The sequence below is a fragment of the Flavobacterium sp. genome (assembly GCF_031381455.1).
Classification (GTDB): Bacteria; Bacteroidota; Bacteroidia; order Flavobacteriales; family Flavobacteriaceae; genus Flavobacterium.
Map to the genome: position 1 here is coordinate 1 of NZ_JANMXZ010000016.1, position 25,333 is coordinate 25,333.

The window sequence follows — 25,333 nt, forward strand, 5'->3', positions numbered from 1 at the left end:
GACTGGAGGAGACGTTCATTTGTACTCCAATCATTTAGATCAAACGAAGATTCAACTTAGCAGAGAGCCTTTTTTATTACCTACTTTGAAGATTAATAGAAAACCGAATTCCCTTTTTGATTATCGATTTGAGGATTTTGAGATCTTGAATTATCAGGCTCATCCATCCATCAAAGCACCGATTGCCGTTTAGTTTCCTAACCTATTGTTAGCTTTTTGAGAATAAGTAGAACCAAAAGATAAAAACATACATCGAATTAAGAGGATAACGCTTGTTATCCTTTAAATTATGAAGGAAAAGCCTAAAAATGACGTATATTTGCCGGTCGATTAGTGTGGCCGGATGCTTTTTTAGGACATTTTCGGAACTAATCATTTCTTATAACATGTTAAATGCCCAATGAGACAACTAAAAATTAGTAAGCAGATTACGAACCGGGAGAGTCAATCCCTGGATAAGTATTTACAAGAAATTGGAAAGGTAGACCTGATTACCTCAGATGTGGAGGTTGAATTAGCGAAGCGTATTCGTGAAGGTGATCAGATTGCACTTGAAAAATTAACAAAGGCCAATCTTCGCTTCGTGGTTTCTGTTGCCAAGCAATATCAGAACAACGGTCTTACATTGGGTGACCTTATCAACGAAGGTAACTTAGGTTTGATCAAGGCTGCAAAACGTTTTGATGAAACTCGTGGATTCAAATTTATCTCTTACGCAGTTTGGTGGATTCGTCAATCGATTCTTCAGGCTTTGGCAGAACAATCACGTATCGTTCGTTTACCATTAAACAAAATTGGTTCTATCAATAAAATCAACAAAATGTACGCTTTATTAGAGCAATCTAACGAGCGTCCGCCTTCTGCTGAAGAAATTGCAAAAGAACTTGACATGACTGTAAATGACGTAAAAGAGTCTATGAAAAACTCTGGTCGTCACTTATCAATGGATGCACCTCTTGTTGAAGGAGAAGATTCTAACCTTTATGACGTTTTACGTTCTGGAGAATCTCCAAACCCGGACAGAGAATTAATTCACGAATCACTACGTACTGAAATTGAGCGTTCATTAGAAACATTAACTCCCAGAGAGGCAGATGTTGTTCGTTTATATTTTGGTCTTGGAGATCAGCACCCAATGACTTTGGAAGAAATTGGAGAAACTTTCGACTTAACTCGTGAGCGTGTTCGTCAGATTAAAGAAAAAGCAATCCGCAGATTAAAACATACTTCAAGAAGTAAAATTCTTAAAACCTATTTAGGTTAAACAATATAAATTTCAATATTTAATCCCGAAGCATCGGGACCAAATTCCAATTTTTGTTGGGATTTGGAATTTTATTCGAAAAGAAAATAATTTGGAATTTAAAAATAAACAACAGTTTGATTGACTGTTCGTTTTTTGATTGATGATTGAAACTCCGGCTGATTACCGGAGTTTTTTATTTTATATCGGAATAGGATTTTACCGCAAAGAGCGCAAGTTTTTTGAATATGAAACATAACAAAAACGCAAAAGTTCGCAAGCTGGGTTTATTGAATTGACGTACCTGGGCGTAAATCCTTACAAACTTTACGGTTAAATGATCACTACAAAAGAGCTTTCAGTTAAAAAATTTTATCTTTGCAAAAAAAAAACAACACACACAACTACACACAATGAAGAATACACTTATTGCTCCTTCTGTTCTTGCAGCTGATTTTGCCAATTTACAACGTGATATCGAAATGATCAACAACAGTCAGGCCGATTGGTTTCATATTGATATTATGGATGGAGTTTTTGTTCCGAATATTTCTTTTGGGATGCCGGTTTTAGAAGCAATTTCAAAACATGCAAACAAAACAATCGATGTACATTTAATGATTGTTGATCCAGACAGATACATTAAAACTTTTGCAGATTTAGGCGCAAATAATCTAACCGTACATTATGAAGCCTGCACACATTTACACAGAACACTACAGGCTATAAAAGCCGAAGGAATGAAAGCAGGAGTTGCCATTAACCCACATACAAATATTGATCTCTTAGAAGACGTTATTAACGACATTGATCTTGTTTGTGTTATGAGTGTGAATCCTGGTTTTGGAGGTCAGTCTTTTATCGAAAATACTTATGCTAAAGTTAAAAAACTAAAAGATTTAATTACAAGAAAAGGCGCTTCCACTCTTATAGAAATTGATGGCGGTGTAACCAATAAAAATGCAAAACAATTAGTAGAAGCCGGAGCAGATGTTTTAGTTGCCGGAAGCTTTGTTTTTAAAGCCGAAAACCCAACTCAAACTATTTCAGACTTAAAAGTCCTTACTGCTTTTTAAATTTTTCAGATTAGGAAAGAAATCAATACCGGTCATTTTTTCTAAAGTTTCAATAGGAACTACGAAATCATAAAGTGACTTATCGCTATCTTCATTTGGAACTAAAAAAGCAATTGCTTTATGTTCTTTCCCTGATTTAGCTAAAATAATTTTATAAAAATATTTAGGAACAGATACTTTTTCTGTTCCTATTTTTTTATCCGAATCTTTCAGAATTCCGCCCGTAACAACGTAAACATCATTATACTTACCTGCCCAATAACGCGTTTTTTGTTCTAATCTATTCCAGATTCCACTATTAAAATCGTGTTTTTGAGGTGAAATATTTGATGTGTAAAAAGTGTCGTTATAGGCATCCTGATTAAACTCCATGTCTCCAGCCGGACAAAGATGGCCTTTATCATAACCTGATTTTTTATAATTTCTCCAATCCGCAGAACCTGTGGTTACTTTTGGATCTTCAATAAAATAAGGTCTTTTAAAATCATTATTTTTCAGATATTCCTTCTTTAATTCGTACGCAACCCATTCAGCCTGTTCAAATTTCTCATTATATGAAAGTGTATAATATTTATGTGTTACAATCTGATTTGTTGTTGATGTTGGCAAATAAGTAACATTATAGGCTGAATTACTGCTATCCTGATTTGAAACAAAAGAAGTTGATTCCTCTTTTTCAGACTCCTCTTTTACCTTATCGCTTTTCTCTTTAACATCGCTTTTACAAGAAAACAACGCCAAACCTATCAAACTAAACACAAAACTTTTTATCATATTATTTTATATTAAAATTCATAAAAAAACGCTCCGTAAATATAAACTTTCGGAGCGTTTTCATAACAAATTAATTTTCTAAAAAATTAAGATTTTACTAATTTATCTTTTTTAATCTTACCTGAACTACCTTTTACAACACTGCTTTTAGTTTGTAAATCATCCAAAACATTTAAAGCTTCTTCAACATAAACATCTTTAGATAAGGCTTGATGCCATGCTTCTCTTTTTTCTTTTAAAGTAGCATCATTTTTAATTTCAAGCTCTTCATAAGGTAAAGATTTAAAAACCAGGTTGTTTTTATAGTCAGAAATTGGTTTGTATTTTTTACCTTCATTTTCAACTTGTTCCTGTGTAGCTTTAAAACTATTGATGTTTAAACTGTATGTATTCTCTTTGTTTTTAATATCAATCCATTTTGCATTATCTTCAATTAATTTAAACTGAGGATTTTGAGCAATTCTACCTGTACTATTCGCAATTGCCTGATTAAACTTTTGATTCTCTGTCCAAGTGTTATAATCAGCCTGGTCAATTTTATCCCAAGGCATTGCATTGTCAATATCACGTTCGCCCATTTTTAAGTAAGCATAACGATCTGGCATAACAACATCACTATGAACACCTTCTAATTGAGTTGAACCTCCATTAATTCTGTAGAACTTCTGTCCTGTAATTTTCAAGGCACCTAAATCTCCATAACTTGCGTTACGAACAAATTGATTCAAATCAAGAACGTTTTGCACAGTACCTTTTCCGTAAGTTTGTTTACTTCCAATGATAATACCACGTTTGTAATCCTGAATTGCAGCAGCCAAAATTTCTGAAGCAGAAGCAGAGAAACTGTTAACCATAATTACTAATGGTCCGTCCCACTCTATTTTTTTATCTTTATCGTATAAAACTTCTTTCTTTTTTCCGGCAGATTTTACCTGAACAATTGGTCCTTCTTCAATAAATAAACCGGCAATATCAACTACTGTAGACAAAGATCCACCGCCATCATCACGAACATCAAGAACGATTCCGTTAATATCTTCTTTTTTCAGCCTTTCTACTTCTAGAGCGATATCTTTTCCGGCATCACGACCATCTTTATTTTCAAAATCGATATAAAATTTAGGCAAATAAATTACACCATATTTCAATCCGTTTTTCTCTACGATACTTGATTTTGCGTATGTTTCTTCAATTTCAACAACATCTCTGATAATTGAAATAACTTTGATACTTCCGTCAACTTTTTTAACTGTAAGTTTTACTTCAGTTCCTTTATGACCTTTAATTTTTTTCACAACATCATCCAAACGCATTCCCACAACATCTACAGGTTCTTCGTTTCCTTGTGCAACTTTCAAAATTAAATCTCCGGCTTCAAGTTGTTTTCCTTTCCACGCAGGGCCTCCTGAAATTAATTCGTCAATTTGAGTAAAATCATTTTTCTTAGTTAATCTTGCTCCAATTCCTTCTAATTTTCCACTGATATTTACATCAAAACGATCTTTTTCTTCAGGTGCAAAATAGCTTGTATGCGGGTCAAAACGCGTCATGATTGAATTTACATAAACCGAAAACCAATCTTCTTTATTTAAATCTTTAATAAGACTAAAGTTATCATCTAAAGATTTTAACGAACTTTCACGTGTTTCTTTTTCTAACGTTTCAAAAGATTTTGCTTTATAAGCAGGATCTGTTTTTTTCTTATCCTCTTCTAGCTTTTGTTTTGTTACAAGCGAAGAAAGTGTCGATAACTTAATTTGTTTTCTCCATCTTTCATTGATTTCTGTTGCATTTTTCGCATACGGAATCGTCTCATAATCTGCATTAAAAGTCTCATCAACATTATAATTGAAAGGTTGGGCTAAAATCGTTTTATAGCGTTTTTTGCTTTCTTCCATACGTTTCATTAATCTGGTATAAGTAAGATTAAAAAACGTAAGATCTTTATTTAAGAACTGGTCATCCAACTGCAATTCATATTGTTTGAACTCATCAATATCAGACTGCAAAAAGAATCTTTTTGAAGGGTCAAGCGCATCGATATAATCCTTGAAAATTCCTTTAGAAAACTCGTCATTTATTTCAGCCGGACTGTAGTGTCCTTTTTCAATAACAAAAGCAAGCAATTCTAAAAGCGTTTTATCTCTGTTTGGGTCCGGATCTTCTTGTTTATCTGCATTAATTTTAAAAGCAAATAAGGTTAGAGACAAGCATAATACGGCTATAAGTATTTTATAATTTCTTTTCATAAACTTAATAATAGCATTCATCAAATTTTTTAATCTAAGTTACGGTAAAAACTGTGCCAACAAAGCCAAGCTCACTATAATTTTTTGTTAAAGATATAAAAATGTTTGAAGTACCAAAGCCATCTTAACTTTAGTTGACAAAATTTATTTTAATTGTTAGTATTCTACCAAAATCTGTCACTACATTTGTCTTATAATACTGCTGTAATGGCCGAATAACAACATCATTTTTTATTATGAAATACGAAAAACCACTTATATTAGTTACCAATGATGATGGTATTTTGGCTCCCGGAATCAGGGCTTTGATAAGTGTTATGGAAACCATTGGCGAGGTAATTGTTGTTGCGCCAGATAAACCTCAAAGCGCTATGGGACACGCCATTACAATCAACAATACGCTTTATCTTGACAAAATTTCGAAAGAAGATGACACTATTGCAGAATACAGCTGTTCCGGCACTCCTGTAGATTGTGTAAAACTGGCAGTAAATGAGATTTTGAAAAGAAAACCGGACTTGTGTGTTTCCGGTATTAACCACGGATCAAATTCTTCTATAAATGTCATTTATTCAGGAACAATGAGCGCTGCGGTCGAAGCAGGAATTGAAGGAATTCCGGCGATTGGTTTCTCGTTATTAGATTTTGACTGGAATGCTGATTTTGAACCCACAAAATCTTTCATCAAAAAAATCACTTTAGAAACTCTTGAAAATAAACTACCTAAAGGTGTTGTTTTAAACGTGAATTTTCCAAAATTAAAGGAAGATGAAATTAAAGGAATAAAAATTTGTCGTCAGGCGAAGGCTTATTATGCACAGAAATTTGATAAACGTCAAACTCCTTTTGGCAAAGACTATTACTGGCTAACCGGAAAATTTGTAAACGAAGACAAAGGCGAAGATACTGACGAATGGGCTCTGGAAAACGGATATATTTCTGTAGTTCCCGTACAGTTTGATTTAACAGCACATCATACCATGCAACAACTTAATACCTGGAAATTAAATGAATAAAAAAGATATTTTTATTGGTTTCATAATCGGAATTTTTATCGCTTTACTTGGGAGCTTTTTATTTATAAAACTCTTTACTGACTTTGAAATTTCAACCGGAATTAAGACCATAAAACAATATGGTTATTTAGGAAAAGTAATTGCTCTGGGAACTACTTTAGATCTGATTGTTTTTACAGTTTTTCTAAAAACGAACAAGGAATTTATGGCCAGAGGAGTCATTTTTGCTGTAATTGTTTTGGCGATTTCTACATTGTTTATTTAAATTCTATCTTTGTACTGCAAAAATTTTGTTGTGTTTTAAATATAAACACATCTTCAAAAAAACTTTTATGAAATATTACATCATAGCTGGCGAAGCTTCAGGAGATTTACACGGTTCAAATTTAATGAAGGCATTACATGAGGAAGATCCTCAGGCCGAAATTAGATTTTGGGGAGGTGATTTAATGCAAAAAGCCGGAGGAACTTTGGTAAAACATTATCGCAAATTGGCTTTTATGGGTTTTATTGAAGTTGTTTTCAACCTAAAAACCATTTTAAGCAACATTACTTTTTGCAAAAAAGACATTACTGATTTTCAGCCTGATGTTCTTATTTTTATAGACTATCCGGGTTTTAATATGCGTATTGCAAAATGGGCAAAAGCGTTAAATTACAAAACCCACTATTATATTTCTCCACAAATTTGGGCGTGGAAAGAAAACAGAATTAAAGCGATCAAACAAGATGTCGATAAGATGTTTGTGATTTTGCCTTTCGAAAAAAGTTTTTATGAAGATAAACATCACTTTCCGGTAGATTTTGTTGGTCATCCTTTGATTGATGCAATTCAGAATCAGCCGCCATTTGATGAAGCTGTTTTTAGAAAAGAAAATCAATTAAGCGACAGACCAATTATTGCTGTTTTACCCGGAAGCCGTAAACAGGAAATTACCAAAATGCTAAGTCTGATGCTAAGTGTTGTTGATGATTTTCAGGATTATCAATTTGTTATTGCCGGCGCTCCAAGTCAGGATTATGAGTTTTACCAGCAATTTATTACTAATAAAAACATCAAATTTATTTCCAATAAAACATACGATTTACTTCGCTCTTCAACCGCTGCATTGGTAACATCAGGAACTGCAACTTTAGAAACGGCTCTTTTTAAAGTTCCAGAAGTAGTTTGTTATAAAGGAAGCTGGGCTTCATACCAAATCGCAAAACGTATTATTACTTTAAAATATATTTCGCTTGTCAATTTGATTATGGATCAGGAAGTTGTAACTGAATTGATTCAGGATGACTGTAACAAAAAACGAATCAAAGAAGAATTGCAAAAATTACTGGAACCAAAATACCGCGAAAACCTGCTGAAAAATTATGATATTTTAGAGCAAAAACTAGGCGGAGTTGGCGCAAGCAAAAAAACCGCAAAACTTATTGTGGCCGATTTAAAATCTTAACCTTTTTGTTTTGAAAAAAATACTCGTTTTTCTGTTTGTATGTTTGTTGTTTATTTCTTGTAAATCAACTTCATCTGCAGTAAATAAAACAGAATCAAAACGAGAAAATAAATACGTTGTAAACCATTTAATCGAAACGGCTACAGACAATATTGGCGTGCGCTACAAAGCCGGAGGAACAACCAAAACTGGTTTTGATTGCTCTGGTTTAGTTTTTACCACTTTTGAATCTGAAAATATAAAACTGCCCAGAAGTTCTTACGAACAAGCTAAAATTGGAAAAATAATCAAGTTTGATGATGCTAAAAAAGGCGATTTAATTTTCTTCAAAACCAATAAAAGCAGTCAAATCAATCATGTTGGTTTAATTACCGAAGTTAATTCTAATGAAATAAAATTTGTTCATTCTTCAACTTCAAAAGGTGTCATAATTTCGTCAACCAAAGAAGCTTATTACAAAAATTCGTTTGTACAGATCAATAGAATCATTGATTAATATTATTAAATAAAAATATTATTTTTCTTACAAAATTTTCAATACTTTTAAATCATGAAAGTATTTGATTTTCCTTTGGTAAAAATTACCCTTAGTTTTATTCTTGGTCTTTTGGTCTGTTATTTTTGGCAGCCATCCATTTTAGCCGAGATAATTAGCGTAATTATCGCTGTGGTTTTTATTTCGGTTTTATATTTTATTTCTAAAAATAAGAGGCAAAACCTTTTATTTGGCATTAGTGCATATTATCTTTCCTTTTGCATTGGCATGACTACTTTGCTAATCAATACAGATTCTCTCAACCAATCGAATTATATCAATTACGATCAGGCTTTCAAAGTTCCACATTCCATAACTTTTACACTACGCGAAAAAATCAAAAGCAACGATTATAATGATCGCTATGTTGCTCTTATAAATACTATTAACGAAAAAAAATATTCGGGCAGAATTATCATAAACATACAGAAAGATAGTTTGCGAAACCCTCTTGTAATCGGAAATACAATAAAGACAAAAACAATTTTACAACACAATGGTTTTCCTAAAAATCCAAATCAGTTTGATTATGGCCGATATTTAGAGAACAAACAAATCTATGCTCAGGTTTACGCTTCAAAATCAGATATTTCCGTAAACAGAAAGATCAAAAAAGATATTTGGTTTTATGCTTCACGTTTAAATACCCGAATTGTCTATAATCTTGAAAAAGCCAATTTCAATAAAGCCGAAATGAATGTTGCAATGGCATTAATCCTGGGGCAGCAACAAGAAATTTCAGCAGATATTATTCAGGATTATCAATACTCTGGTGCTACACACGTTTTGTCGGTTTCAGGTTTACATGTTGGATTTATAATGTTATTTATTCTATTTGTTTTAAAACCAATCCCAAACACGCAAAAGGGTTCTTTTATCAAGCTTGTTTGTATTCTAATTTCATTGGGTCTTTTTGCAATCGTATCAGGACTTTCTCCTCCGGTTTTGCGTTCTGTAGTTATGTTTTCTTTTATTGCCATTGGAAATCATTTGCATAGAAGTACCAATACGTATCACACTTTACTTGTTTCCGTTTTACTGATTTTACTTTTTGAGCCTTATTTCTTATTCGATGTTGGGTTTCAACTAAGTTATATCGCTTTATTTTCTATTGTGTGGCTACAGCCTTTATTGAAAAACATCTACTCTCCAAAAAATAAAATCCTTAATTATCTTTGGGAAGCTTTAACTGTTTCATTCGCCGCGCAAATAGGTACCTTCCCTATTTGCCTGTATTATTTTCATCAGTTTCCGGGACTTTTCTTTGTAACCAACATTCTTATTTTACCTGTTTTATCTTTTATAATGATTGCCGGAATTATTGTTATGGTAATTTCTGTTTTTCATAGCTGTCCTTTATTCATCGTTCAAATTTTTGAAAAAAGTATTTATCTCTTAAATCTCATTATTCATTATGTCGCCTCCTTTGATTCGTTTGTAATTCGCAATATCAGCTTTAATTCTTACTATTTACTTACGTTTTATTTAGTGACCATTACAGCTATTATATGGTTTAAAAAACCGGGTTTCGGCAAATTGTTTACATTTCTTATCAGTATAATTTTATTACAAATATCATTTCTGTACACGAAAAAAGAAACGGAAAGCCAGCATGAATTCATCGTTTTTAACGCATCTAAAAAAACAATGATTACAAAAAAAACAGGAAAAGATGTTTTGCTCTTTACAAATGACAGTCTTCTAAAAAAAGGAGAAAAAAATAATATTACAGATGCTTATCTGGTTGGAAATTTTGCCCGGCTGAAAGATGTAACAACAATTAAAAACACCTTTTTTTTTAACGGCAAAAAAATTCTTTTAATAGATAGCACTGGTGTTTATGAAAATAAAATTCAGCCTGATATCATAATTCTTACCCAATCTCCAAAAATAAATTTAGATCGCGTATTGCATCAACTTAAACCTAAAACAGTAATTGCAGATGCAACAAATTCATATTCTATTCAAAAACATTGGAAAACAAGTTGTCTGACAAAAAATATCCCTTTTCACGCAATTCGCGAAAAGGGATATTACAAACTAAATTAAGATTTTATTTATTCTTCCGGATTTAATATCAAATTCGATTCTGCAATCCATGCTTTTACACCTGCAGAATTATAACCTATTTTGCCTAAGGAATTAAAATTTGTTTTTCCTGTTCTAATTAAAGCTGTAGCAAAACATGCCTGGGGCAATTCTTCTATCCCAAAGGCATTTTTTAAAGAAATATTTTGTTCTCTAACACTTGGAGATGCAGAAGCATCAGATAAATCAAGTTTTACTAAAACAACATTTTTATTTGACCAATTTAAAAAATCGGGCGTATTAAAAATTTCGGTCTGGATTTTTTCAGGTGCGTTTGAGGCAGTGAAAAAAATCAATAATGGCTTTCTTTGTTCATTACTTACTGCAATCGCATCTGTCAGGTTTGTACTCCAGACAAGGCCTTGTGATTGTACTAAAAACGAACCTAAAAAGAACAGTAGGATAAGTAGTTTTCGGGTCATAAAATATAAGGTTTGGTTATAATAATTGAACCAATTTAACATAATTACACTAAAAAGCAAGTTGATTTAAGTTAAAAAAGTAGATGAATTATAATAAAAAAGAAATTATTAATAAAATGGTCAAAAAATATCAAATTAAAAAAAAAATCATCTTTAAATAATAAAACCCCTGATAATGAATCACGAAACATTTAAAAAAAATATCCCTTTTCATATATATAATGAAAAGGGATTTCTACAAATTAAACTAAGAAACTTAATTTAAATTTTGATTTTTATTCACTTTCAACTGGATGCAGAATCGCATTCGATTCAGATATCCATGATTTAGCACCGCCTGGTTTATAAGCAATTTTTCCTAATGCACTAAAAGTAGTTTTGTTTTTTCTAACAGAAGCACTAGCGAAACAAACTTCGGGTAATTCAACTACACCAAAAGCATCTTTAAGCCTAACATTTTGTTCTTTATCACCCTCAGAAGCATTTATATCGGATAAATCCAGCTTTACCAAGATAACATTATCACGAGACCAAACAGCAAAATCCGGTGTTTTAAAAATTTCATTTTGAAGATTATCAGGCGCACCCGCGCCAGTAAAGAAAATCAACATTGGTTTTTTTTGTTCGTTACTTATTGCAATAGCATCAGTCATATTTGTTCTCCATACTAAATTTTGAGAATGTAGCATAAATGAACCAAAAAAAACGAGTAGGATAAGTAGTTTTTTATTCATGTTATAGGTTTGGTTAGATTAGCATGACGAAATTAACATAATATTTTAATTTTCCAAGTTTTATTAGTACAAAAAATACACTATGTGTTTTTTTACCACTAATTAAATATTAAAATAATAATTTTCAAAAATGCAAACGATACCTTTTCCTACTAAACAAAAAAACTCCCTATATTGCTATAGGGAGTTTCTGAAATTATTGTTTTTTAATAAACTTTTACTACGATTTTTTCGGATGCACAATTCCGTCTGCAACTGCTAACCATGCAGATGGTCCTCCGGCAACATATCCGGTCTGTCCAAGGCCTTTAAAATTTACTTTACCATCTTTTGCTTCTGCACTGGTAAAATAGATCGTTGGAAATCCCTGAATCCCAAAAGCCTGTTGTAATTCATTATTCTGATTCTTTATTTCAGGTGTTTGAGGCGTTCTTCTTGGGTAATCTAACTCAACCAGAATAACATTATCGCTTGCCCATTTTGTAAACTCTGCAGTCTTTAAAACTTCATTCTGCAAACGAATGCACCATCCGCACCAATCACTTCCTGTAAAGAACAATAGCATTGGTTTATTTTCCTTATTACTTACAGTAATGGCTTCTTTTACATCTGTATACCATTTTAATTCTTGTGCTTGAGAAGTAAAAGCTCCCACTATAAACAAGGCAACTAAAAATATTTTTTTCATGGTTGTTTTATTTTTTGACAAATTTAAACAAAAAAACAATCGATAAATGTCGTCTATTTTACTTCTTGCATTAATTTTTTAATCAAAGGTGAAATTGCAATTAAAACAATTCCTGCAACAAGTGAATAAATAGCCAATTGATAATATCCTTCTGTATACGACTGAAGCTTAGAAAGCAACGTAACTCCGGTATTTGATCTTGATATTTCGGCACCTAATTTCCCTGCAAATAATTGCCCAAATGCACTTGCAAGAAACCATAATCCCATCATCATACCAAATAGTCTTTTTGGAGACAATTTAGTAATAATCGACATTCCAATTGGCCCTAAGCAAAGCTCACCAATAGTCGTAACTAAATACGCAAAAGTAAACACGTTTAAAGACGCAATACCTTCTGAATTTGCAAAAAACTTAGTTAGATAAAAGATATAGAATGAAGCTCCTAAAAACAAAAATCCAATTCCGAATTTGATTAAAGTATTTGGTTCAATTCTTCTTTTTCCCAACCAGATCCACAACAAACCAATCAGCGGACTTAAAGCCACTACAAAGAATGTGTTAGAACTATTGTTTACCACATTTGGATCAATTGTAAAAAACAATAATTTATTACTTAGATTATCTTTTGCAAAAAGCGATAACGATCCTCCGCTTTGCTCATAAATTGCATTAAATAATAAATAGAAGAATACAAACAAAAAGGCTGCAAAAAGCTTTTTCTGCAATTTTACATCTCCAAGTTTAATCAATTCATAAGTAAAATACAGAACGGCAACTATTCCGATTGTATACATGAAATAATCTGTATAATCTGTATTTTTTACCATTATAAAAATAAACGGCAAACTTAAAATTGACAAAGCATATACTGCAATTTCACGAATTCTTCTTTTTCCCGGTGCTAAATCCAACAATGGAGAATCTCCAATTGGACCTAAATACTTTTTAGTAAATAAAAAGGTAACTAAACCTAAAAACATTACTATAGCAGCAGATAAAAAGCATAATTGCCAGGAATAGTATTTTCCTAAATAAATACACAAGGCGCCTCCTAAAAGTCCTCCAACATTTATTCCGGCATAAAACATTCCGTAACCGGCATCTCTTCTTCCGTCTTCTTCATGATACAACTCTCCTACCATCGAAGAAACATTTGGCTTAAAAAACCCTGTTCCAATAATTGAAAATGCAATACCATAGTAAAACATAGTTTGTGGCGAAAAAGCAATCAAAAGATTTCCCAGAATCATAACAATTCCACCAAAGAACAATGATTTTTTAAATCCTAAAACCTTATCGGCAAAAATACCGCCGATAAATGTAAAGGCATATACAAAAGCCTGAATAGCTCCATATTGTAAATTGGCATGCTCATCTTTTAATAAAAGCTGATCTACCATAAAAAAAGTAAGTACGCCACGCATTCCGTAAAAGCAAAAACGTTCCCACATTTCAACAAAAAACAAATACCACAATTGTTTTGGATAAGTGCCTTTAAAATCCTGAATTTCTTCTAAAGTTATTTTGTGTTCCATCTTATCTAACGCCATGCATCATTTTTTTCAATAACGGAGTCAAAGCGAACAGCAACAAAGCAGCAAGTCCGGTAAGAACAACAAATACCATAAAAAACTCGTATAAATTATGAATTTCGAATCCTGCAAAAAAGTGATTATGTGCACTTATTTGGTGTTTTTCCAAAAGAGTTAATTGCTCTGCAGTTGGAACAATTTTATTATCTAAAACTGCCTGAAGATCAATTCCTAATTCTTTTGCTTTTACAAATTTATCTCCGGTTGCAGGCAAAATAGAACCTAAAGTTCCGCCTAAAGCATAACCAGATGCATTCGACAAGAAAAATACTCCGTATAATAAAGATGCAAAACGTTTTGGAGACAATTTACCTACCAATGACAAGCCAATTGGAGATAAACATAACTCTGCACATGTGTTTAAGAAATATAATAAGATAAGCCATTTTACCAATAGCAATCCGGAAGTTCCTATATATGAAACCTGAGTTGCAATCATAAAGAAACTCACAGAAATAATTACCAATCCAACTGCTAATTTAACAGGCGAAATTGGTTCTTTTTGATTTGCTCGTAACGAATCCCATAAAATACTGAATGGAACAGCCATTACAACCACAAATAATCCATTAAAAATCTGAACCATTGATGGTGGCATTAACCAACCAAAAAAATGTCTGTCTGTTTGATTATCAGCAATAAAAGTTAATGAAGAACCTGCTTGTTCAAATGCAGCCCAAAAGAAAATAATAAAAAACGAAACAATATAAATCACAATAATTCTGTCTCTTTCTATTTTAGTTAAAGAAGTATCAGAAATAATTAATCCGGCCAAAGCCAAACCGCTGGAATAAATCAAAGTATAAATTAAATTCTGACCTACGGCATAATGAAAAAAGAAACCTAAAGCAATAAATGCAATTCCCGCAGTTGCCAAAGCTTTATTAGAAAAATTAGCTTTTTGCGATTCTCCTTCTTCAAAATCTGCTGCAACATTCTTAGAAGGCAAACCTCCTAATGGTCTTCCTTCCGGAGTAACCACATATTTGTTTTTCAAAAAATAAAAAAGAACAGTTCCTACAAGCATCGCACCAGAAGCCGCCATGAAACCCCATCTAAAAGCATGAATATCTCTAATTCCTCCAGAATCCTTAACATCTCCTAACAAAGGACAAATAGACTGCCCTAAGAAAGCACCGATATTAATTCCCATATAGAAAATAGTAAAGGCAGTATCCAGTTTTGTTTTTTCTTGTTTTGGATATAAGCTTCCCACCATACTTGAAATATTTGGCTTGAAAAATCCGTTACCAAAAACAATAACACCTAATCCGCAATACATAATAGCTTTCGCTACAGCCAGATTAGATTCAAAAATACTTCCACTGGTAAATAATAACATTTGCCCTATGGCCATTAATAATCCGCCCAGTAAAATACAATTTCTATTACCTAAAAAACGATCGGCAATAAATCCTCCTAACATCGGAGTTAAATAACAAAGACCAAGAAAACCACCATAAATCAGCGAGGCTTCTTCTTCTTTCATTAATAATGAGTTTACAAGAAATAAAGTCAATAAAGCCCGCATTCCATAAAAATTGAACCGCTCCCACATCTCCGTCCCGAACAAAACCCACAGTCCCTTTGGATGCGCCGTTTTTACTTGAGTTTCTTCCATATTATTCACTATTTTTTAAGGTTGATAAAATTATACTATAAATTTTCTTTGATGAAATTAGTCATTTTGTTATAAAGCTGAATTCTCGTTTTACCTCCGTAAATACCGTGGTTTTTATCTGGATATATTTGAGAATCAAATTGTTTATTAGCCTGAATTAACGCTTCCATCATTTGCATAGAATTTTGCACATGAACGTTATCATCACCTGAACCGTGAATCAATAAAAATTTACCTTTTAATTTATCAACGTGATTTATTGGAGAGTTTTGGTCGTATCCGCTCGCATTTTCCTGCGGAGTCTGCATATATCTCTCTGTATAAACACTGTCATAAAATCTCCAGTTTGTTACCGGAGCAACAGCAATTGCCATTTTAAAAACATCGTTTCCTTGAAAAATACAGTTTGAAGCCATAAAACCTCCATAACTCCATCCGAAGATCCCAATTCTTGCAGCATCAACATAAGGATAAGCTCCAATTACTTTTGCAGCATCAATTTGATCTTCTACTTCGTATTTTCCTAATTCTTTTTGTGTTACTTTTTTGAAATCAGCACCTTTAAAACCAGTTCCTCTACCATCAACACAAGCTACAATATAACCTTGTTGTGTAAGCGAAAGAAACCAATAATCATCAGAATTATTCCAGTCGTTGTTTACTTGTTGAGATCCGGGACCAGAATATTGGTACATAAAAACCGGATATTTTTTTGAAGGATCAAAATCTTTTGGTTTCAAAATCCAGGCGTTAAGTTCATTTCCTTTAGCTGTTTTTAAAACGAAGAATTCTTTTGCAGGCAAGTTATACGCTTTCAATTTATCAGCAAGAGCCTGATTGTTTTCGATAACCTGAATTTCTTTTCCTGTTTTTGACTCATTTAAAGTATAAGTCGTTGGCACTAAATTACTAGAAAAAGTGGTAATGAAATATTGGAAATTTGGGCTAAAAGTCGCAGCACTTGTTCCAACTTTTGAAGTTAAACGTACTTTATTTTTTCCGTCTAAACCAATTCTGTAAATATCTCTGTTGATGGAACCATTTTCTGTAGATTGATAGAAAATAGTTTTAGTTTTTTCGTCGAAACCGTAGTAAGATACTACTTCCCAGTTTCCTTTTGTAACCTGATTTTTCAATTTTCCGGTTTTATCATACACATAAATATGATTAAAACCGTCTTTTTCGCTTGTCCAGATAAAACTGTTGTCTTTTAAGAAAGTTAAGTTATCTGTAACATCAACATAAGCTTTGTCTTTTTCATTTAAAACCACTTTTGCAGCGGCAGTAGTTCCGTCTACAAATAATAAATCAAGATTATCCTGGTGACGGTTTAAAACCTGAGCACATAATGTATTATTATCATTTGTCCATTGTAATCTTGCAATATAAAAGTCATTATAATTTCCTAAATCAACCTTTTTAGTTGCATTTGCAGCCGCATCATATATATGTAATGAAACTACCGAATTTTTTTCTCCTGCTTTAGGATATTTAAACGTTTCGATTGTTGGATATAAATCTTTTTTGAAGATTGACATTGAAAATTCCGGAACGGCACTTTCGTCAAAACGAATATAAGCTAGTTTTTTACTGTCTTTACTCCAGTCAAAAGCCCGGACAAAAGCAAATTCTTCTTCATAAACCCAATCCGTAATACCATTAATTACAGCATTCTTCTTTCCATCTGTAGTAACAGCTGTAGATTTTTTTGAAGCTACATCATACACATAAAGATTGTTTTCTTTAGCATAAGCGATTTTAGTTCCGTCAGGAGAAAAAGTTGGTTCCTGAACCTGAAAATCAAAAAGCTTCGTTAATGATTTTGAAGCGATATCATATAAAAAATAATCTGCAGTAAACGAATGGCGGAAAATTTGGTTTGAATTACAAGCAATCAAAATCTTTTTTTCTGAAGCATCAAAAGTATAACTATCAATTCCGTCTGCCAGTTCCTTATGGTTTTTTGTATCTATTAAATTTGATACTTTTTTCAGCGTTGCAAAATCGTATAAATCAATTTGCATACTTCTGGCAGCCTGGTCAACATTCAATACAGTATATTGGTCTGTATTTTTCAACGACTGCAATTCATCCATTCCTTTTGCACGAAAAGCTCCACCATAAATATTCTCAACAGTAATTTTTTGTTGCCCGAAAACAGTAGCAACTAAAAACAAAAGTATAACAGTAATTTTACTTGTATTCATTTGAATTAATTTAAATATAAAAAAGAGCCCAATTTTAGTGAAAAAAATAAACATAATACACATTTTAAGTGTTAAATGTTAAAAAAAATAACGATTGCGTATTTTTCAATTTTAAATAGATTATAAACAAAACCCTTAAATTGGTATCTTTGCCGCAACATTATTATTTAAAATACTGAAAATGAACAATGCTGTTGCCGGATTTTCGAAATTATCCAAAAAAGAAAAAATAAACTGGATCGCCAATGAATATTTTTCTACACCTGATGAAGCACTTAATATAATAAGAAATTACTGGAATTCAGACGAGAAGCTTCAACAATTGCATGATGAATTCATAGAAAACACCATTACAAACTTTTATATCCCGCTTGGTGTTGCGCCCAATTTTTTAATCAACGGAAAATACAAAACCATTCCAATGGCAATTGAAGAGAGCTCTGTTGTAGCTGCAGCTTCAAAATCAGCAAAATACTGGGCAACTCGCGGCGGTTTTAAAGCCACGGTTATTAATACCGAAAAAATTGGTCAGGTTCATTTTACCTTCAATGGAGACGCAGAGAAACTACAATCATTCTTTGATCAAATTAAACCGAAATTTTTCTCTGATACACAAAGTATTACCAAAAACATGCAACAGCGTGGAGGCGGAATTTTAGATATAAAACTAAAAGATAAAAGAAGTTTACTCGAAAATTATTTTCAGCTTCATGCTACTTTTGAAACCAAAGACAGCATGGGAGCAAATTTTATCAACTCTTGTTTAGAGCAATTTGCAACGACTTTAAAAGAAGAATTTCAAAATGCTGATTTGTTTTTAGAAGATGAAACTATTAAAGTAATTATGAGCATTTTATCTAATTATGTTCCCAATTGCCTTGTTCGTGCCGAAGTTTCTTGTCCTATTGAAGATTTAACCGAAAAACATATTACAAATCCGCAGGATTTTGCCGAGCGTTTTGTTCAGGCAGTTCAAATTGCAGAAGTAGAGCCGTTTAGAGCCGTAACACACAACAAAGGTATCATGAATGGTGTTGATGCTGTAATTTTGGCAACAGGAAACGATTTTAGGGCTGTAGAAGCCGGTGTACATGCTTATGCATCACGCAATGGTCAATATGCAAGTTTATCGCATGCTAAAATCGAAAACGGAATATTTACTTTTTGGCTCGAAATTCCGCTTGCTTTAGGAACCGTTGGCGGATTAACTTCATTACATCCTTTAGTAAAGTTATGTCTTGAAATGCTCGAAAAACCATCTGCAGAAGAATTAATGCAAATTGTTGCCGTTGCAGGTTTGGCACAAAATTTTGCTGCTTTACGTTCTTTAACTACAACCGGAATTCAGGAAGGACACATGAAAATGCATTTAAACAACATTATCAACCAGTTTGAAGCCAACGAAGAAGAACGTCTTTTAATAAAAGCTCATTTCAAGAAAAATACCGTTTCGCATAGTGCAGTGGTAGAATTTATTGAGAGTTTAAGAAAATAACAATCTAGAAATTCCAAATAATATAGCTTGCGAATAAAATTCCAAATCCCAACTGTAATTGGAATTTGGAATTTTAAAAGATTGGAATTTATTGAAATATTTATAGAATGAAGAAGACCTTTTACAGTAACGGAAAACTTTTAATTTCCGGAGAATATCTTGTTTTAGATGGTGCTAATGCCTTTGCTTTGCCAACAAAATTTGGTCAGGATTTAGTAGTCGAAAATGGTTCAAATCAACAAATTGAATGGAAAAGTTTCGATTTTGACAATCATCTTTGGTTTGAGGATACTATTTCTTTTACCGAAATCATAAACAATATTGACTCAAAAACAGAGACTGTAAAAACAACTTTAATCAATATTTTACACGAAGCCTATCTTTTAAATCCTGATTTCATTAATAATTTTGAAGGATATAAAATTAGCACACATCTTACGTTTCCAAGAAATTGGGGATTAGGAACTTCATCAACTCTTTTGAATAATGTAGCACAATGGACAAAAATCAATGCTTTTACATTGCTTAACAACAGTTTTGGCGGAAGCGGTTATGACATTGCCTGCGCACAAAATGATACTCCTGTACTATATCAAATCGAAAATAATGTTGTAAAACAGGTTACTTTCAATCCTGACTTTAAAGAAAACATCTATTTTGTTTATTTGAATAAAAAGCAAAACAGTAAAGCGGCAATAAATGCATACTACAATAACCGAAATGAGCATTTAGCAGAAAACATTACTAAAAACAACAAACTTACTGAAGCTATCATAAATGCAAAAACGGTAAAAGAATTTGCATTAGCGGTAGAAAAACATGAAATTCATTTAAGTAATATTCTGGAAACAAGAACTATTAAAGAAATTGCTTTTTCAGATTTTAATGGCGTAATAAAAAGTCTTGGGGCTTGGGGCGGCGATTTTGTAATGGTAGTTTCTAAAGAAGATCCAAAGAAATATTTTATTTCAAAAGGATACGAAACTATTCTTACTTATAATGAAATGATTTTACAAATATAAATCATTCCTCTGTGGCATATATTAATTTACCTTTTTATTCCTAACCTGTTTAGAGGTTTCAAGGCGACGTACTTTTTGTGTCTCCTGCTCATTAGATTCTATCAGCGTATTATGAAGACGCTCTGCCATTTTTTCTATACTGTTTGTAATAGAATCATAGACAAGTTCCATTCTCCGATGTTTTTCTTCTTTTACAGCTTTCAAAACATCTTCCACAAAAAATTTATCGTACTTTTCAGCAACAGAATCGCGGGTATTAGTAAGTCTGATTACATAATCGTTACTTAATATAGTAACCTTGAAATGTTGCTCTTCATTACTTAAATAATACTTACCTCCCAATTCATCAACATTGATGTCAGTACTGCTCACTTTTAAAAGTTCAGTAATAATCCCAAAAATATGATTTTCAATTTTGGTATATACTTTCGCTTTTCTTCTAAACAAAAACTTAAACATAAAAAATATTAAATCCCTGATTATTAAAGTAGTTACTCATTGTCGTTTGCAATATTTAGTTAGTATTTTTTTGTTGAAAATTTGGACAAATTAACTGTAATATTTTGAATATCACAAATTTTTAAAATTATATTTCGATTATTCCTATAGAACTATCTAAAATAGGTAGATAATTATTACAAAAATACTCGGAATTTATTTAAATAAATTGAAAAAGAAAAACGGCTAATTCCTAATTAAAACAATTTGCGGATACTTCATATTCGTAATGATATACGAGTAATTCTCTATTAAAGTTTTAAAATTTGAAAAAAAATTACTGTGAAAATTAAACGCATAAAAAAAACCCGAAACATTCAAATGAACGTTTCGGGTTTTATATTTTTATTTTATTTAATTACTAAAAATTAGTAGTTAAATTGTAATCTGTTATCTTCAATTTTAGCATTGTTTTTCAAGGCTGGTAAAATTCTGCTTGCATCAGATGCACTTTGAGATTTTACTTTTGCCACATACTCTGCATGATTAGTAATAGCAGGAGCTTTTACTGTACTAATGTTTTTTACAACATAAACTCCGGTATTTCCTTCAATTGGAGCAGAAACTTTATTTGCTCCTAAAGCAAATGCATTTCCAACCACTTTAGGCTCTTGCCCAACTCCACCAGGTAAAACAGGATTATCCATAGTTACATCCGCAGCTTGTTGAACTGCAACACCAGCACTTTTAGCAATAGCTTCAAGGCTTGAACCTGTCATTTTAGCTTTAAGCATTTCTGCTTTTTTCTTGTTTTTCAGGATTGGCTCAACATAAGGTCTTGCAACAGTAACAGATACCAAACCTGATTTGTTTTCGCTTTTGTATTGTGCAATTACGTGACCAATATTAGCTAGTTCAAAACGTTTTACATCACCAATGCTAGTTTCTTTATCAAAAGCCCATCTTACAATGTTACGTTGGTTTCCTAACGGACCAAACGCTTCATCCATAGCTTTTGCAGTTACCGGAGCACCAACTTTTAAACCTAATGCTTTTGCAGTTGCGTTAAAATCTTTATCAGCAGCATCCATTTCAAATTTAGTTGCCAATGTAAATACTTTATCAGAAGTAGTTTCAGAAGGCTCAATTTTTTGAGCAATTGTAGCTAAACGAATTCCATCTTGTTTATCTGTAACTTTGATAATGTGAAATCCGAAAGGAGTTTCAACTAAACCAATTTTTCCAATTCCGTTATTGAATACAAAATCATTGAATGGTTTTACCATTTGGTTTGGACCAAAATATCCTAAATCACCACCTTGCTGTGCAGATGAATCATCAGAGCTTGTAAAAGCCAACATCATGAAACTATCAGGATTAGCCTGAACCTGAGCTAAAATTTCTTCAGCTTTAGCTTTAGCTTCTTCTTTTGTTCTTTTTTCTTTAGCATTTGGAGTTTGAGATCCATCATATGCAATTAGAATATGACTTGCTTTTGCATTAACGCCAGCTTTAAATCCTAAAGATTTAGAAATAGCATAATATTTACCAAAAACGTATGGTCCGTAAACTGATCCGGCTGGTAAGCTGAATAATTTATCAGCATCAACTGCAGGCAAATCATTTTTAGCTACATAAGTAGAATCGTAAGGAACATCAGAATTTGCATTTACAAATTCAGCAATGTTTGTTGCGTTTCTAAAACCTGGCAAAGTATCATTTTTACCTGTTTTTGCATTGTACTCTACTCTTCCGTTTAATAAAGAAGTGATTTTTGCTTTAATTTCAGCCTCATCTTCTTTTGAAGCTTTGTCTTCAACTAAAACATATTGAATTTCACGAGTTTCATCCGCTTTGAATTTTTTCACGTTTTTCTTCATATAATCAACAATATCAGAATCAGAAATTTTTACATCACTGTCTTTAATAGAAGAATATAATCCAGCAGCATAAGCAAAGTTTACTTTGTTAGCTTCCATTTCATATTTCAATTTTCCTTCACTAGCAGTAGTGTAAAGACCTGATTTTACTAATGTATTGTAGATTTGAAATTTTGCGTTTAATTCAGCATCTTTTTCTTTTGCTGAGATATATTGTGCCGCTTCAGGATTTGTTTTAAAATACTCTTTAAATTTAGCAACGTCAAAAGCGCCTGCTGCATTTAAGAACATTGGGTTTTTTCCAATATTCGGATCTGTTTTTAAAACTTCCAAAAGGTGTTTTTCACCAACTCTCAATCCTAATTTGTCAAACTGAGATGACAATAAAGCGATTGAAACCTCCTGGTCCCAAACTCTGTTTGCAGCTTCAGTGGAAGTAATCCCTTGCCCACTTTTTTCAACATTACTAACTTTAACTCTAAAGTCTTCAAATGAAATATCTTTTCCATCGATGCTTCCTACATCTTTTGAACTCTGACCGAAGCTTCCTCTTGTGAAAAGATCTTGTATTATAAATGCAAATAATGCAAGTGCAATAACTCCTATCAATAAAGCGGAACGCTGTCTAATTTTTGCTAAAACTGCCATTTTTATTATCGTTAATTTTATATTCAGTTTGCGAAAATACAATTATCTAGTTAATAACAATACAACTAGAGTTTTATTTTCGACATTTTTTTTTAATTTATGAAAAAATCAGTCTTTTATAGTCATTTTTACTAATTCAATTTTCTTGTTTGACGCCTCTTCTATCACAAAATAAAAGCTGTCAATGACTATTTTATCTCCCTTTTGAGGGATTTCTTTTGTCGAATTTACGATAAATCCACCTAAAGTTCCGTAAGAATCCTCTTCGGGAATACCTAATTTATACGTTTCATTCAAATATTCAACATCTAAACGTGTAGAAAACAAATATTTGCCTTCTCCTAATTCCTGTTCTATCAATTCTTCGTCTAAATCGTGCTCGTCTTCAATTTCTCCAAAAAGCTCTTCTACAATATCTTCAATTGTGATAATTCCCGAAGTTCCTCCGTGTTCATCCAAAACAACGGCTACATTTTTTCGCTTTTTAATTAACAAATTTAAAGCATCTTTTATCGAAATTGTTTCCGGAACAAACTCAACCGTCATTAAAACCGACTTAATTGTCTTAGGCTTTTTAAACAAATCAAAAGAATGAACATAACCCACAATATCATCGAGTGAATTTTGACTTACTACAATTTTAGAATAACCGGTTTCTATAAATAGTTCTTTAAGCTCTGAAACCGTTGCAAACAAATCAATATCAACAATTTCTGTACGCGGTGTCATAATATCGCGCGCTTTGACACCGGAAAATTCTAAAGCATTTTGAAAGATCTGAATTTCAGAATCTACTTCTTCATTATCTTCTACAGAACTCATTTGCTCTGTTATATAATTTCCTAATTCGACTTTACTAAAATATAGCTGAACCTGATCTCCTTCTGTTTTAAAGAATTTTTTTAAAATAAAATCTGAAATCCAGATAAAAAAAGTTGAAATATAATAGAACAATCTATAAAATAAATAAGCCGGAATGGCAAAAAACTTAATTAAGGAATTGGCATAAATTTGAAAAAAGACTTTCGGAAAAAATTCAGCCGTGATCAAAACCACAAAAGTTGAGATTAAAGTCTGAATCAATAAACTTGTCAGATTTGAGAATTGATACCCAAAAGCGGTGATGCATTTTAAGACTATATCACCCATAAAAAAACCATAAACCACAAGGGCTATATTATTGCCAATAAGCATGGCAGCAATAAATTTTGAAGGGTTTTCGGTTAGTTTTGTTAGGATTTGGGAAAGAAAATTATCTTGTTTTTTTTCTATTTCAAGATAAATTTTATTGGAAGAAATAAAAGCTATTTCCATTCCTGAAAAAAAGGCTGATAGTATTAAACATAGTATTATAATACTAATTTCCATTTTTATTGTTTTTTATAATGATCATCAAATTTCTTAGAAAATTTTCTTCTGAAGAAAAACATAAAAACACTTACTCCGGCAATCAAAAAGCTTAACCAGGCATTAGTTGTAGGGTCATTCAGTTTTGTAATTCCGTCATAAATAAATGCAACGGCTATTAATATGTAAACGTATTGTGTATATTTTAAATAATTCATGATTATATTTTTTCTTCGGCTTCTAATTCGCCGGTTATTCTTTGTGAGTTTATCACTTTAAAATCTTTACTAAAATCAATTCCCTGTCCGTAAGAAACTCCTTTAGCATCAGTCAGTTTAAACTTTCTTTCGGTATAAAACCATTCATTTTTCTGATCAAAATAAAGCTGTTCTGTTTCTAACATCTGACCTGTTTCTGAGGTAATTTTTACTTTTCCCTGCAAATCGATAATCCCGGTTGGCTTGTATGAAACGGCATAATTTGATCTTATAAAAGTACGCTTTTGATTTTTATCATACAAAGTAACATCAATTCCTTTAGGGAATTCTGTAAATGGAAAATCAAGATTGGAGTAATCCAGCATTTTTGGGCTTTTCAAAACCCCCGTTATACGGCCGGAATCTGTATATTTTATATCTACAGTATCGGCATCACTTCCGGGAACGAACTCTGAAAAGTTAATTTTCTGAACTTCTTTAAAATTACTTTCGCATCCAAAAAACAGTGTCACAGCAAAAACTGTGACAGCGTTTATTATATATCTCTTTGGTAAATTCATTTGCCAAATGTAATAAATTGTAATGAGCT

The 25,333-nt window shown here is 32.2% G+C and carries 23 protein-coding genes; 10 read left to right on the forward strand and 13 right to left on the reverse strand.

Going from position 1 to position 25,333, the window contains the following annotated elements; all coding sequences use genetic code 11:
- The 3 genes from RMN97_RS05025 to rpe all read left to right on the forward strand — a co-directional run.
- The coding region (locus RMN97_RS05025) for a thymidylate synthase (protein ID WP_309613434.1) at positions 1-193 on the forward strand (193 nt) is incomplete at its 5' end.
- A gap of 207 nt (positions 194-400) precedes the next feature.
- A complete protein-coding gene (locus RMN97_RS05030) occupies positions 401-1,264 on the forward strand; it encodes a sigma-70 family RNA polymerase sigma factor (RefSeq protein ID WP_309613435.1) in 864 nt (287 codons plus the stop codon).
- 392 nt (positions 1,265-1,656) lie between these two features.
- The gene (rpe, locus tag RMN97_RS05035) at positions 1,657-2,319 is read left to right on the forward strand and encodes a ribulose-phosphate 3-epimerase (protein WP_309613436.1); all 663 of its coding nucleotides are present in this window, start codon (positions 1,657-1,659) and stop codon (positions 2,317-2,319) included.
- Here the strand turns inward: rpe and RMN97_RS05040 are convergent.
- Together RMN97_RS05040 and RMN97_RS05045 are read right to left on the reverse strand one after the other, a co-directional pair.
- Positions 2,296-3,093 carry a DNA/RNA non-specific endonuclease gene (locus tag RMN97_RS05040; protein ID WP_309613437.1) on the reverse strand — a complete coding sequence of 266 codons (798 nt, stop codon included), beginning with the start codon at positions 3,091-3,093 and terminating at the stop codon, positions 2,296-2,298. The genes rpe and RMN97_RS05040 overlap by 24 nt on opposite strands.
- A gap of 86 nt (positions 3,094-3,179) precedes the next feature.
- Complete coding sequence (locus RMN97_RS05045; RefSeq protein ID WP_309613438.1) at positions 3,180-5,363, reverse strand: carboxy terminal-processing peptidase; 2,184 nt, start codon at positions 5,361-5,363, stop codon at positions 3,180-3,182.
- 215 nt (positions 5,364-5,578) lie between these two features.
- On the opposite strand from RMN97_RS05045, the gene surE reads away from it, so the two are divergent.
- The 5 genes from surE (at position 5,579) to RMN97_RS05070 (ending at position 10,390) form a co-directional block, all read left to right on the forward strand.
- Positions 5,579-6,358, forward strand: a complete 780-nt coding sequence (gene surE / locus RMN97_RS05050) for a 5'/3'-nucleotidase SurE (RefSeq protein ID WP_309613439.1) — start codon at positions 5,579-5,581, stop codon at positions 6,356-6,358.
- A complete protein-coding gene (locus RMN97_RS05055) occupies positions 6,351-6,623 on the forward strand; it encodes a hypothetical protein (protein WP_309613440.1) in 273 nt (90 codons plus the stop codon). Before surE ends, RMN97_RS05055 begins: the two co-directional genes overlap by 8 nt.
- A 67-nt stretch (positions 6,624-6,690) precedes the next feature.
- Positions 6,691-7,806 carry a lipid-A-disaccharide synthase gene (gene lpxB / locus RMN97_RS05060; protein ID WP_309613441.1) on the forward strand — a complete coding sequence of 372 codons (1,116 nt, stop codon included), beginning with the start codon at positions 6,691-6,693 and terminating at the stop codon, positions 7,804-7,806.
- Positions 7,807-7,816: 10 nt separating this feature from the next.
- Complete coding sequence (locus tag RMN97_RS05065; protein WP_309613442.1) at positions 7,817-8,302, forward strand: C40 family peptidase; 486 nt, start codon at positions 7,817-7,819, stop codon at positions 8,300-8,302.
- A 54-nt stretch (positions 8,303-8,356) separates the two neighbouring features.
- Positions 8,357-10,390 carry a ComEC/Rec2 family competence protein gene (locus RMN97_RS05070; RefSeq protein WP_309613443.1) on the forward strand — a complete coding sequence of 678 codons (2,034 nt, stop codon included), beginning with the start codon at positions 8,357-8,359 and terminating at the stop codon, positions 10,388-10,390.
- A gap of 8 nt (positions 10,391-10,398) precedes the next feature.
- Here the strand turns inward: RMN97_RS05070 and RMN97_RS05075 are convergent, their stop codons facing one another.
- From RMN97_RS05075 to RMN97_RS05100, 6 genes are all read right to left on the reverse strand, one after another.
- Entirely contained in the window at positions 10,399-10,851 is a 453-nt protein-coding gene (locus tag RMN97_RS05075) for a thioredoxin family protein (protein ID WP_309613444.1), read from the reverse strand.
- A 275-nt stretch (positions 10,852-11,126) separates the two neighbouring features.
- Complete coding sequence (locus RMN97_RS05080; protein WP_309613445.1) at positions 11,127-11,585, reverse strand: thioredoxin family protein; 459 nt, start codon at positions 11,583-11,585, stop codon at positions 11,127-11,129.
- Positions 11,586-11,805: 220 nt separating this feature from the next.
- Positions 11,806-12,273 carry a thioredoxin family protein gene (locus RMN97_RS05085; protein ID WP_309613446.1) on the reverse strand — a complete coding sequence of 156 codons (468 nt, stop codon included), beginning with the start codon at positions 12,271-12,273 and terminating at the stop codon, positions 11,806-11,808.
- A gap of 53 nt (positions 12,274-12,326) precedes the next feature.
- On the reverse strand, positions 12,327-13,811 hold the full coding sequence (locus tag RMN97_RS05090; RefSeq protein WP_309613486.1) for a peptide MFS transporter: 1,485 nt from the start codon (positions 13,809-13,811) through the stop codon (positions 12,327-12,329).
- Between the two features lies 1 nt (position 13,812).
- Positions 13,813-15,489: a peptide MFS transporter gene (locus RMN97_RS05095; protein ID WP_309613447.1), complete on the reverse strand. Its 1,677-nt coding sequence runs from the start codon at positions 15,487-15,489 to the stop codon at positions 13,813-13,815.
- Between the two features lie 35 nt (positions 15,490-15,524).
- A complete protein-coding gene (locus RMN97_RS05100) occupies positions 15,525-17,696 on the reverse strand; it encodes a S9 family peptidase (RefSeq protein WP_309613448.1) in 2,172 nt (723 codons plus the stop codon).
- Positions 17,697-17,877: 181 nt separating this feature from the next.
- Between RMN97_RS05100 and RMN97_RS05105 the strand changes: the two genes are divergently transcribed.
- Positions 17,878-19,191 (forward strand): hydroxymethylglutaryl-CoA reductase, degradative, encoded by a 1,314-nt coding sequence (locus RMN97_RS05105; protein ID WP_309613449.1) that lies wholly within the window; start codon positions 17,878-17,880, stop codon positions 19,189-19,191.
- Positions 19,192-19,298: 107 nt separating this feature from the next.
- Entirely contained in the window at positions 19,299-20,213 is a 915-nt protein-coding gene (locus tag RMN97_RS05110) for a GYDIA family GHMP kinase (protein WP_309613450.1), read from the forward strand.
- Positions 20,214-20,234: 21 nt separating this feature from the next.
- On the opposite strand, the gene RMN97_RS05115 is transcribed toward RMN97_RS05110, so the two are convergent.
- The 5 genes from RMN97_RS05115 to lptC form a co-directional block, all read right to left on the reverse strand.
- Positions 20,235-20,672, reverse strand: a complete 438-nt coding sequence (locus RMN97_RS05115; RefSeq protein WP_309613451.1) for a hypothetical protein — start codon at positions 20,670-20,672, stop codon at positions 20,235-20,237.
- Between the two features lie 407 nt (positions 20,673-21,079).
- Positions 21,080-23,179: a peptidylprolyl isomerase gene (locus tag RMN97_RS05120; protein ID WP_309613452.1), complete on the reverse strand. Its 2,100-nt coding sequence runs from the start codon at positions 23,177-23,179 to the stop codon at positions 21,080-21,082.
- A 108-nt stretch (positions 23,180-23,287) separates the two neighbouring features.
- Entirely contained in the window at positions 23,288-24,547 is a 1,260-nt protein-coding gene (locus RMN97_RS05125; protein WP_309613453.1) for a hemolysin family protein, read from the reverse strand.
- A gap of 2 nt (positions 24,548-24,549) precedes the next feature.
- On the reverse strand, positions 24,550-24,744 hold the full coding sequence (locus RMN97_RS05130) for a hypothetical protein (protein ID WP_309613454.1): 195 nt from the start codon (positions 24,742-24,744) through the stop codon (positions 24,550-24,552).
- 2 nt (positions 24,745-24,746) lie between these two features.
- Complete coding sequence (lptC, locus tag RMN97_RS05135; protein WP_309613455.1) at positions 24,747-25,304, reverse strand: LPS export ABC transporter periplasmic protein LptC; 558 nt, start codon at positions 25,302-25,304, stop codon at positions 24,747-24,749.
- Positions 25,305-25,333 lie beyond the last annotated feature (29 nt).

Excerpts from the sequence above, each read along its gene's own strand:
- RMN97_RS05030 (WP_309613435.1), top strand. The coding sequence starts at position 401 with ATGAGACAACTAAAAATTAGTAAGCAGATTACGAACCGGGAGAGTCAA.
- rpe (WP_309613436.1), top strand. The coding sequence starts at position 1,657 with ATGAAGAATACACTTATTGCTCCTTCTGTTCTTGCAGCTGATTTTGCC.
- RMN97_RS05040 (WP_309613437.1), bottom strand. The coding sequence starts at position 3,093 with ATGATAAAAAGTTTTGTGTTTAGTTTGATAGGTTTGGCGTTGTTTTCT.
- RMN97_RS05045 (WP_309613438.1), bottom strand. The coding sequence starts at position 5,363 with ATGAATGCTATTATTAAGTTTATGAAAAGAAATTATAAAATACTTATA.
- surE (WP_309613439.1), top strand. The coding sequence starts at position 5,579 with ATGAAATACGAAAAACCACTTATATTAGTTACCAATGATGATGGTATT.
- RMN97_RS05055 (WP_309613440.1), top strand. The coding sequence starts at position 6,351 with ATGAATAAAAAAGATATTTTTATTGGTTTCATAATCGGAATTTTTATC.
- lpxB (WP_309613441.1), top strand. The coding sequence starts at position 6,691 with ATGAAATATTACATCATAGCTGGCGAAGCTTCAGGAGATTTACACGGT.
- RMN97_RS05070 (WP_309613443.1), top strand. The coding sequence starts at position 8,357 with ATGAAAGTATTTGATTTTCCTTTGGTAAAAATTACCCTTAGTTTTATT.
- RMN97_RS05075 (WP_309613444.1), bottom strand. The coding sequence starts at position 10,851 with ATGACCCGAAAACTACTTATCCTACTGTTCTTTTTAGGTTCGTTTTTA.
- RMN97_RS05080 (WP_309613445.1), bottom strand. The coding sequence starts at position 11,585 with ATGAATAAAAAACTACTTATCCTACTCGTTTTTTTTGGTTCATTTATG.
- RMN97_RS05085 (WP_309613446.1), bottom strand. The coding sequence starts at position 12,273 with ATGAAAAAAATATTTTTAGTTGCCTTGTTTATAGTGGGAGCTTTTACT.
- RMN97_RS05090 (WP_309613486.1), bottom strand. The coding sequence starts at position 13,811 with ATGGAACACAAAATAACTTTAGAAGAAATTCAGGATTTTAAAGGCACT.
- RMN97_RS05095 (WP_309613447.1), bottom strand. The coding sequence starts at position 15,489 with ATGGAAGAAACTCAAGTAAAAACGGCGCATCCAAAGGGACTGTGGGTT.
- RMN97_RS05100 (WP_309613448.1), bottom strand. The coding sequence starts at position 17,696 with ATGAATACAAGTAAAATTACTGTTATACTTTTGTTTTTAGTTGCTACT.
- RMN97_RS05105 (WP_309613449.1), top strand. The coding sequence starts at position 17,878 with ATGAACAATGCTGTTGCCGGATTTTCGAAATTATCCAAAAAAGAAAAA.
- RMN97_RS05110 (WP_309613450.1), top strand. The coding sequence starts at position 19,299 with ATGAAGAAGACCTTTTACAGTAACGGAAAACTTTTAATTTCCGGAGAA.
- RMN97_RS05115 (WP_309613451.1), bottom strand. The coding sequence starts at position 20,672 with ATGTTTAAGTTTTTGTTTAGAAGAAAAGCGAAAGTATATACCAAAATT.
- RMN97_RS05120 (WP_309613452.1), bottom strand. The coding sequence starts at position 23,179 with ATGGCAGTTTTAGCAAAAATTAGACAGCGTTCCGCTTTATTGATAGGA.
- RMN97_RS05125 (WP_309613453.1), bottom strand. The coding sequence starts at position 24,547 with ATGGAAATTAGTATTATAATACTATGTTTAATACTATCAGCCTTTTTT.
- RMN97_RS05130 (WP_309613454.1), bottom strand. The coding sequence starts at position 24,744 with ATGAATTATTTAAAATATACACAATACGTTTACATATTAATAGCCGTT.
- lptC (WP_309613455.1), bottom strand. The coding sequence starts at position 25,304 with ATGAATTTACCAAAGAGATATATAATAAACGCTGTCACAGTTTTTGCT.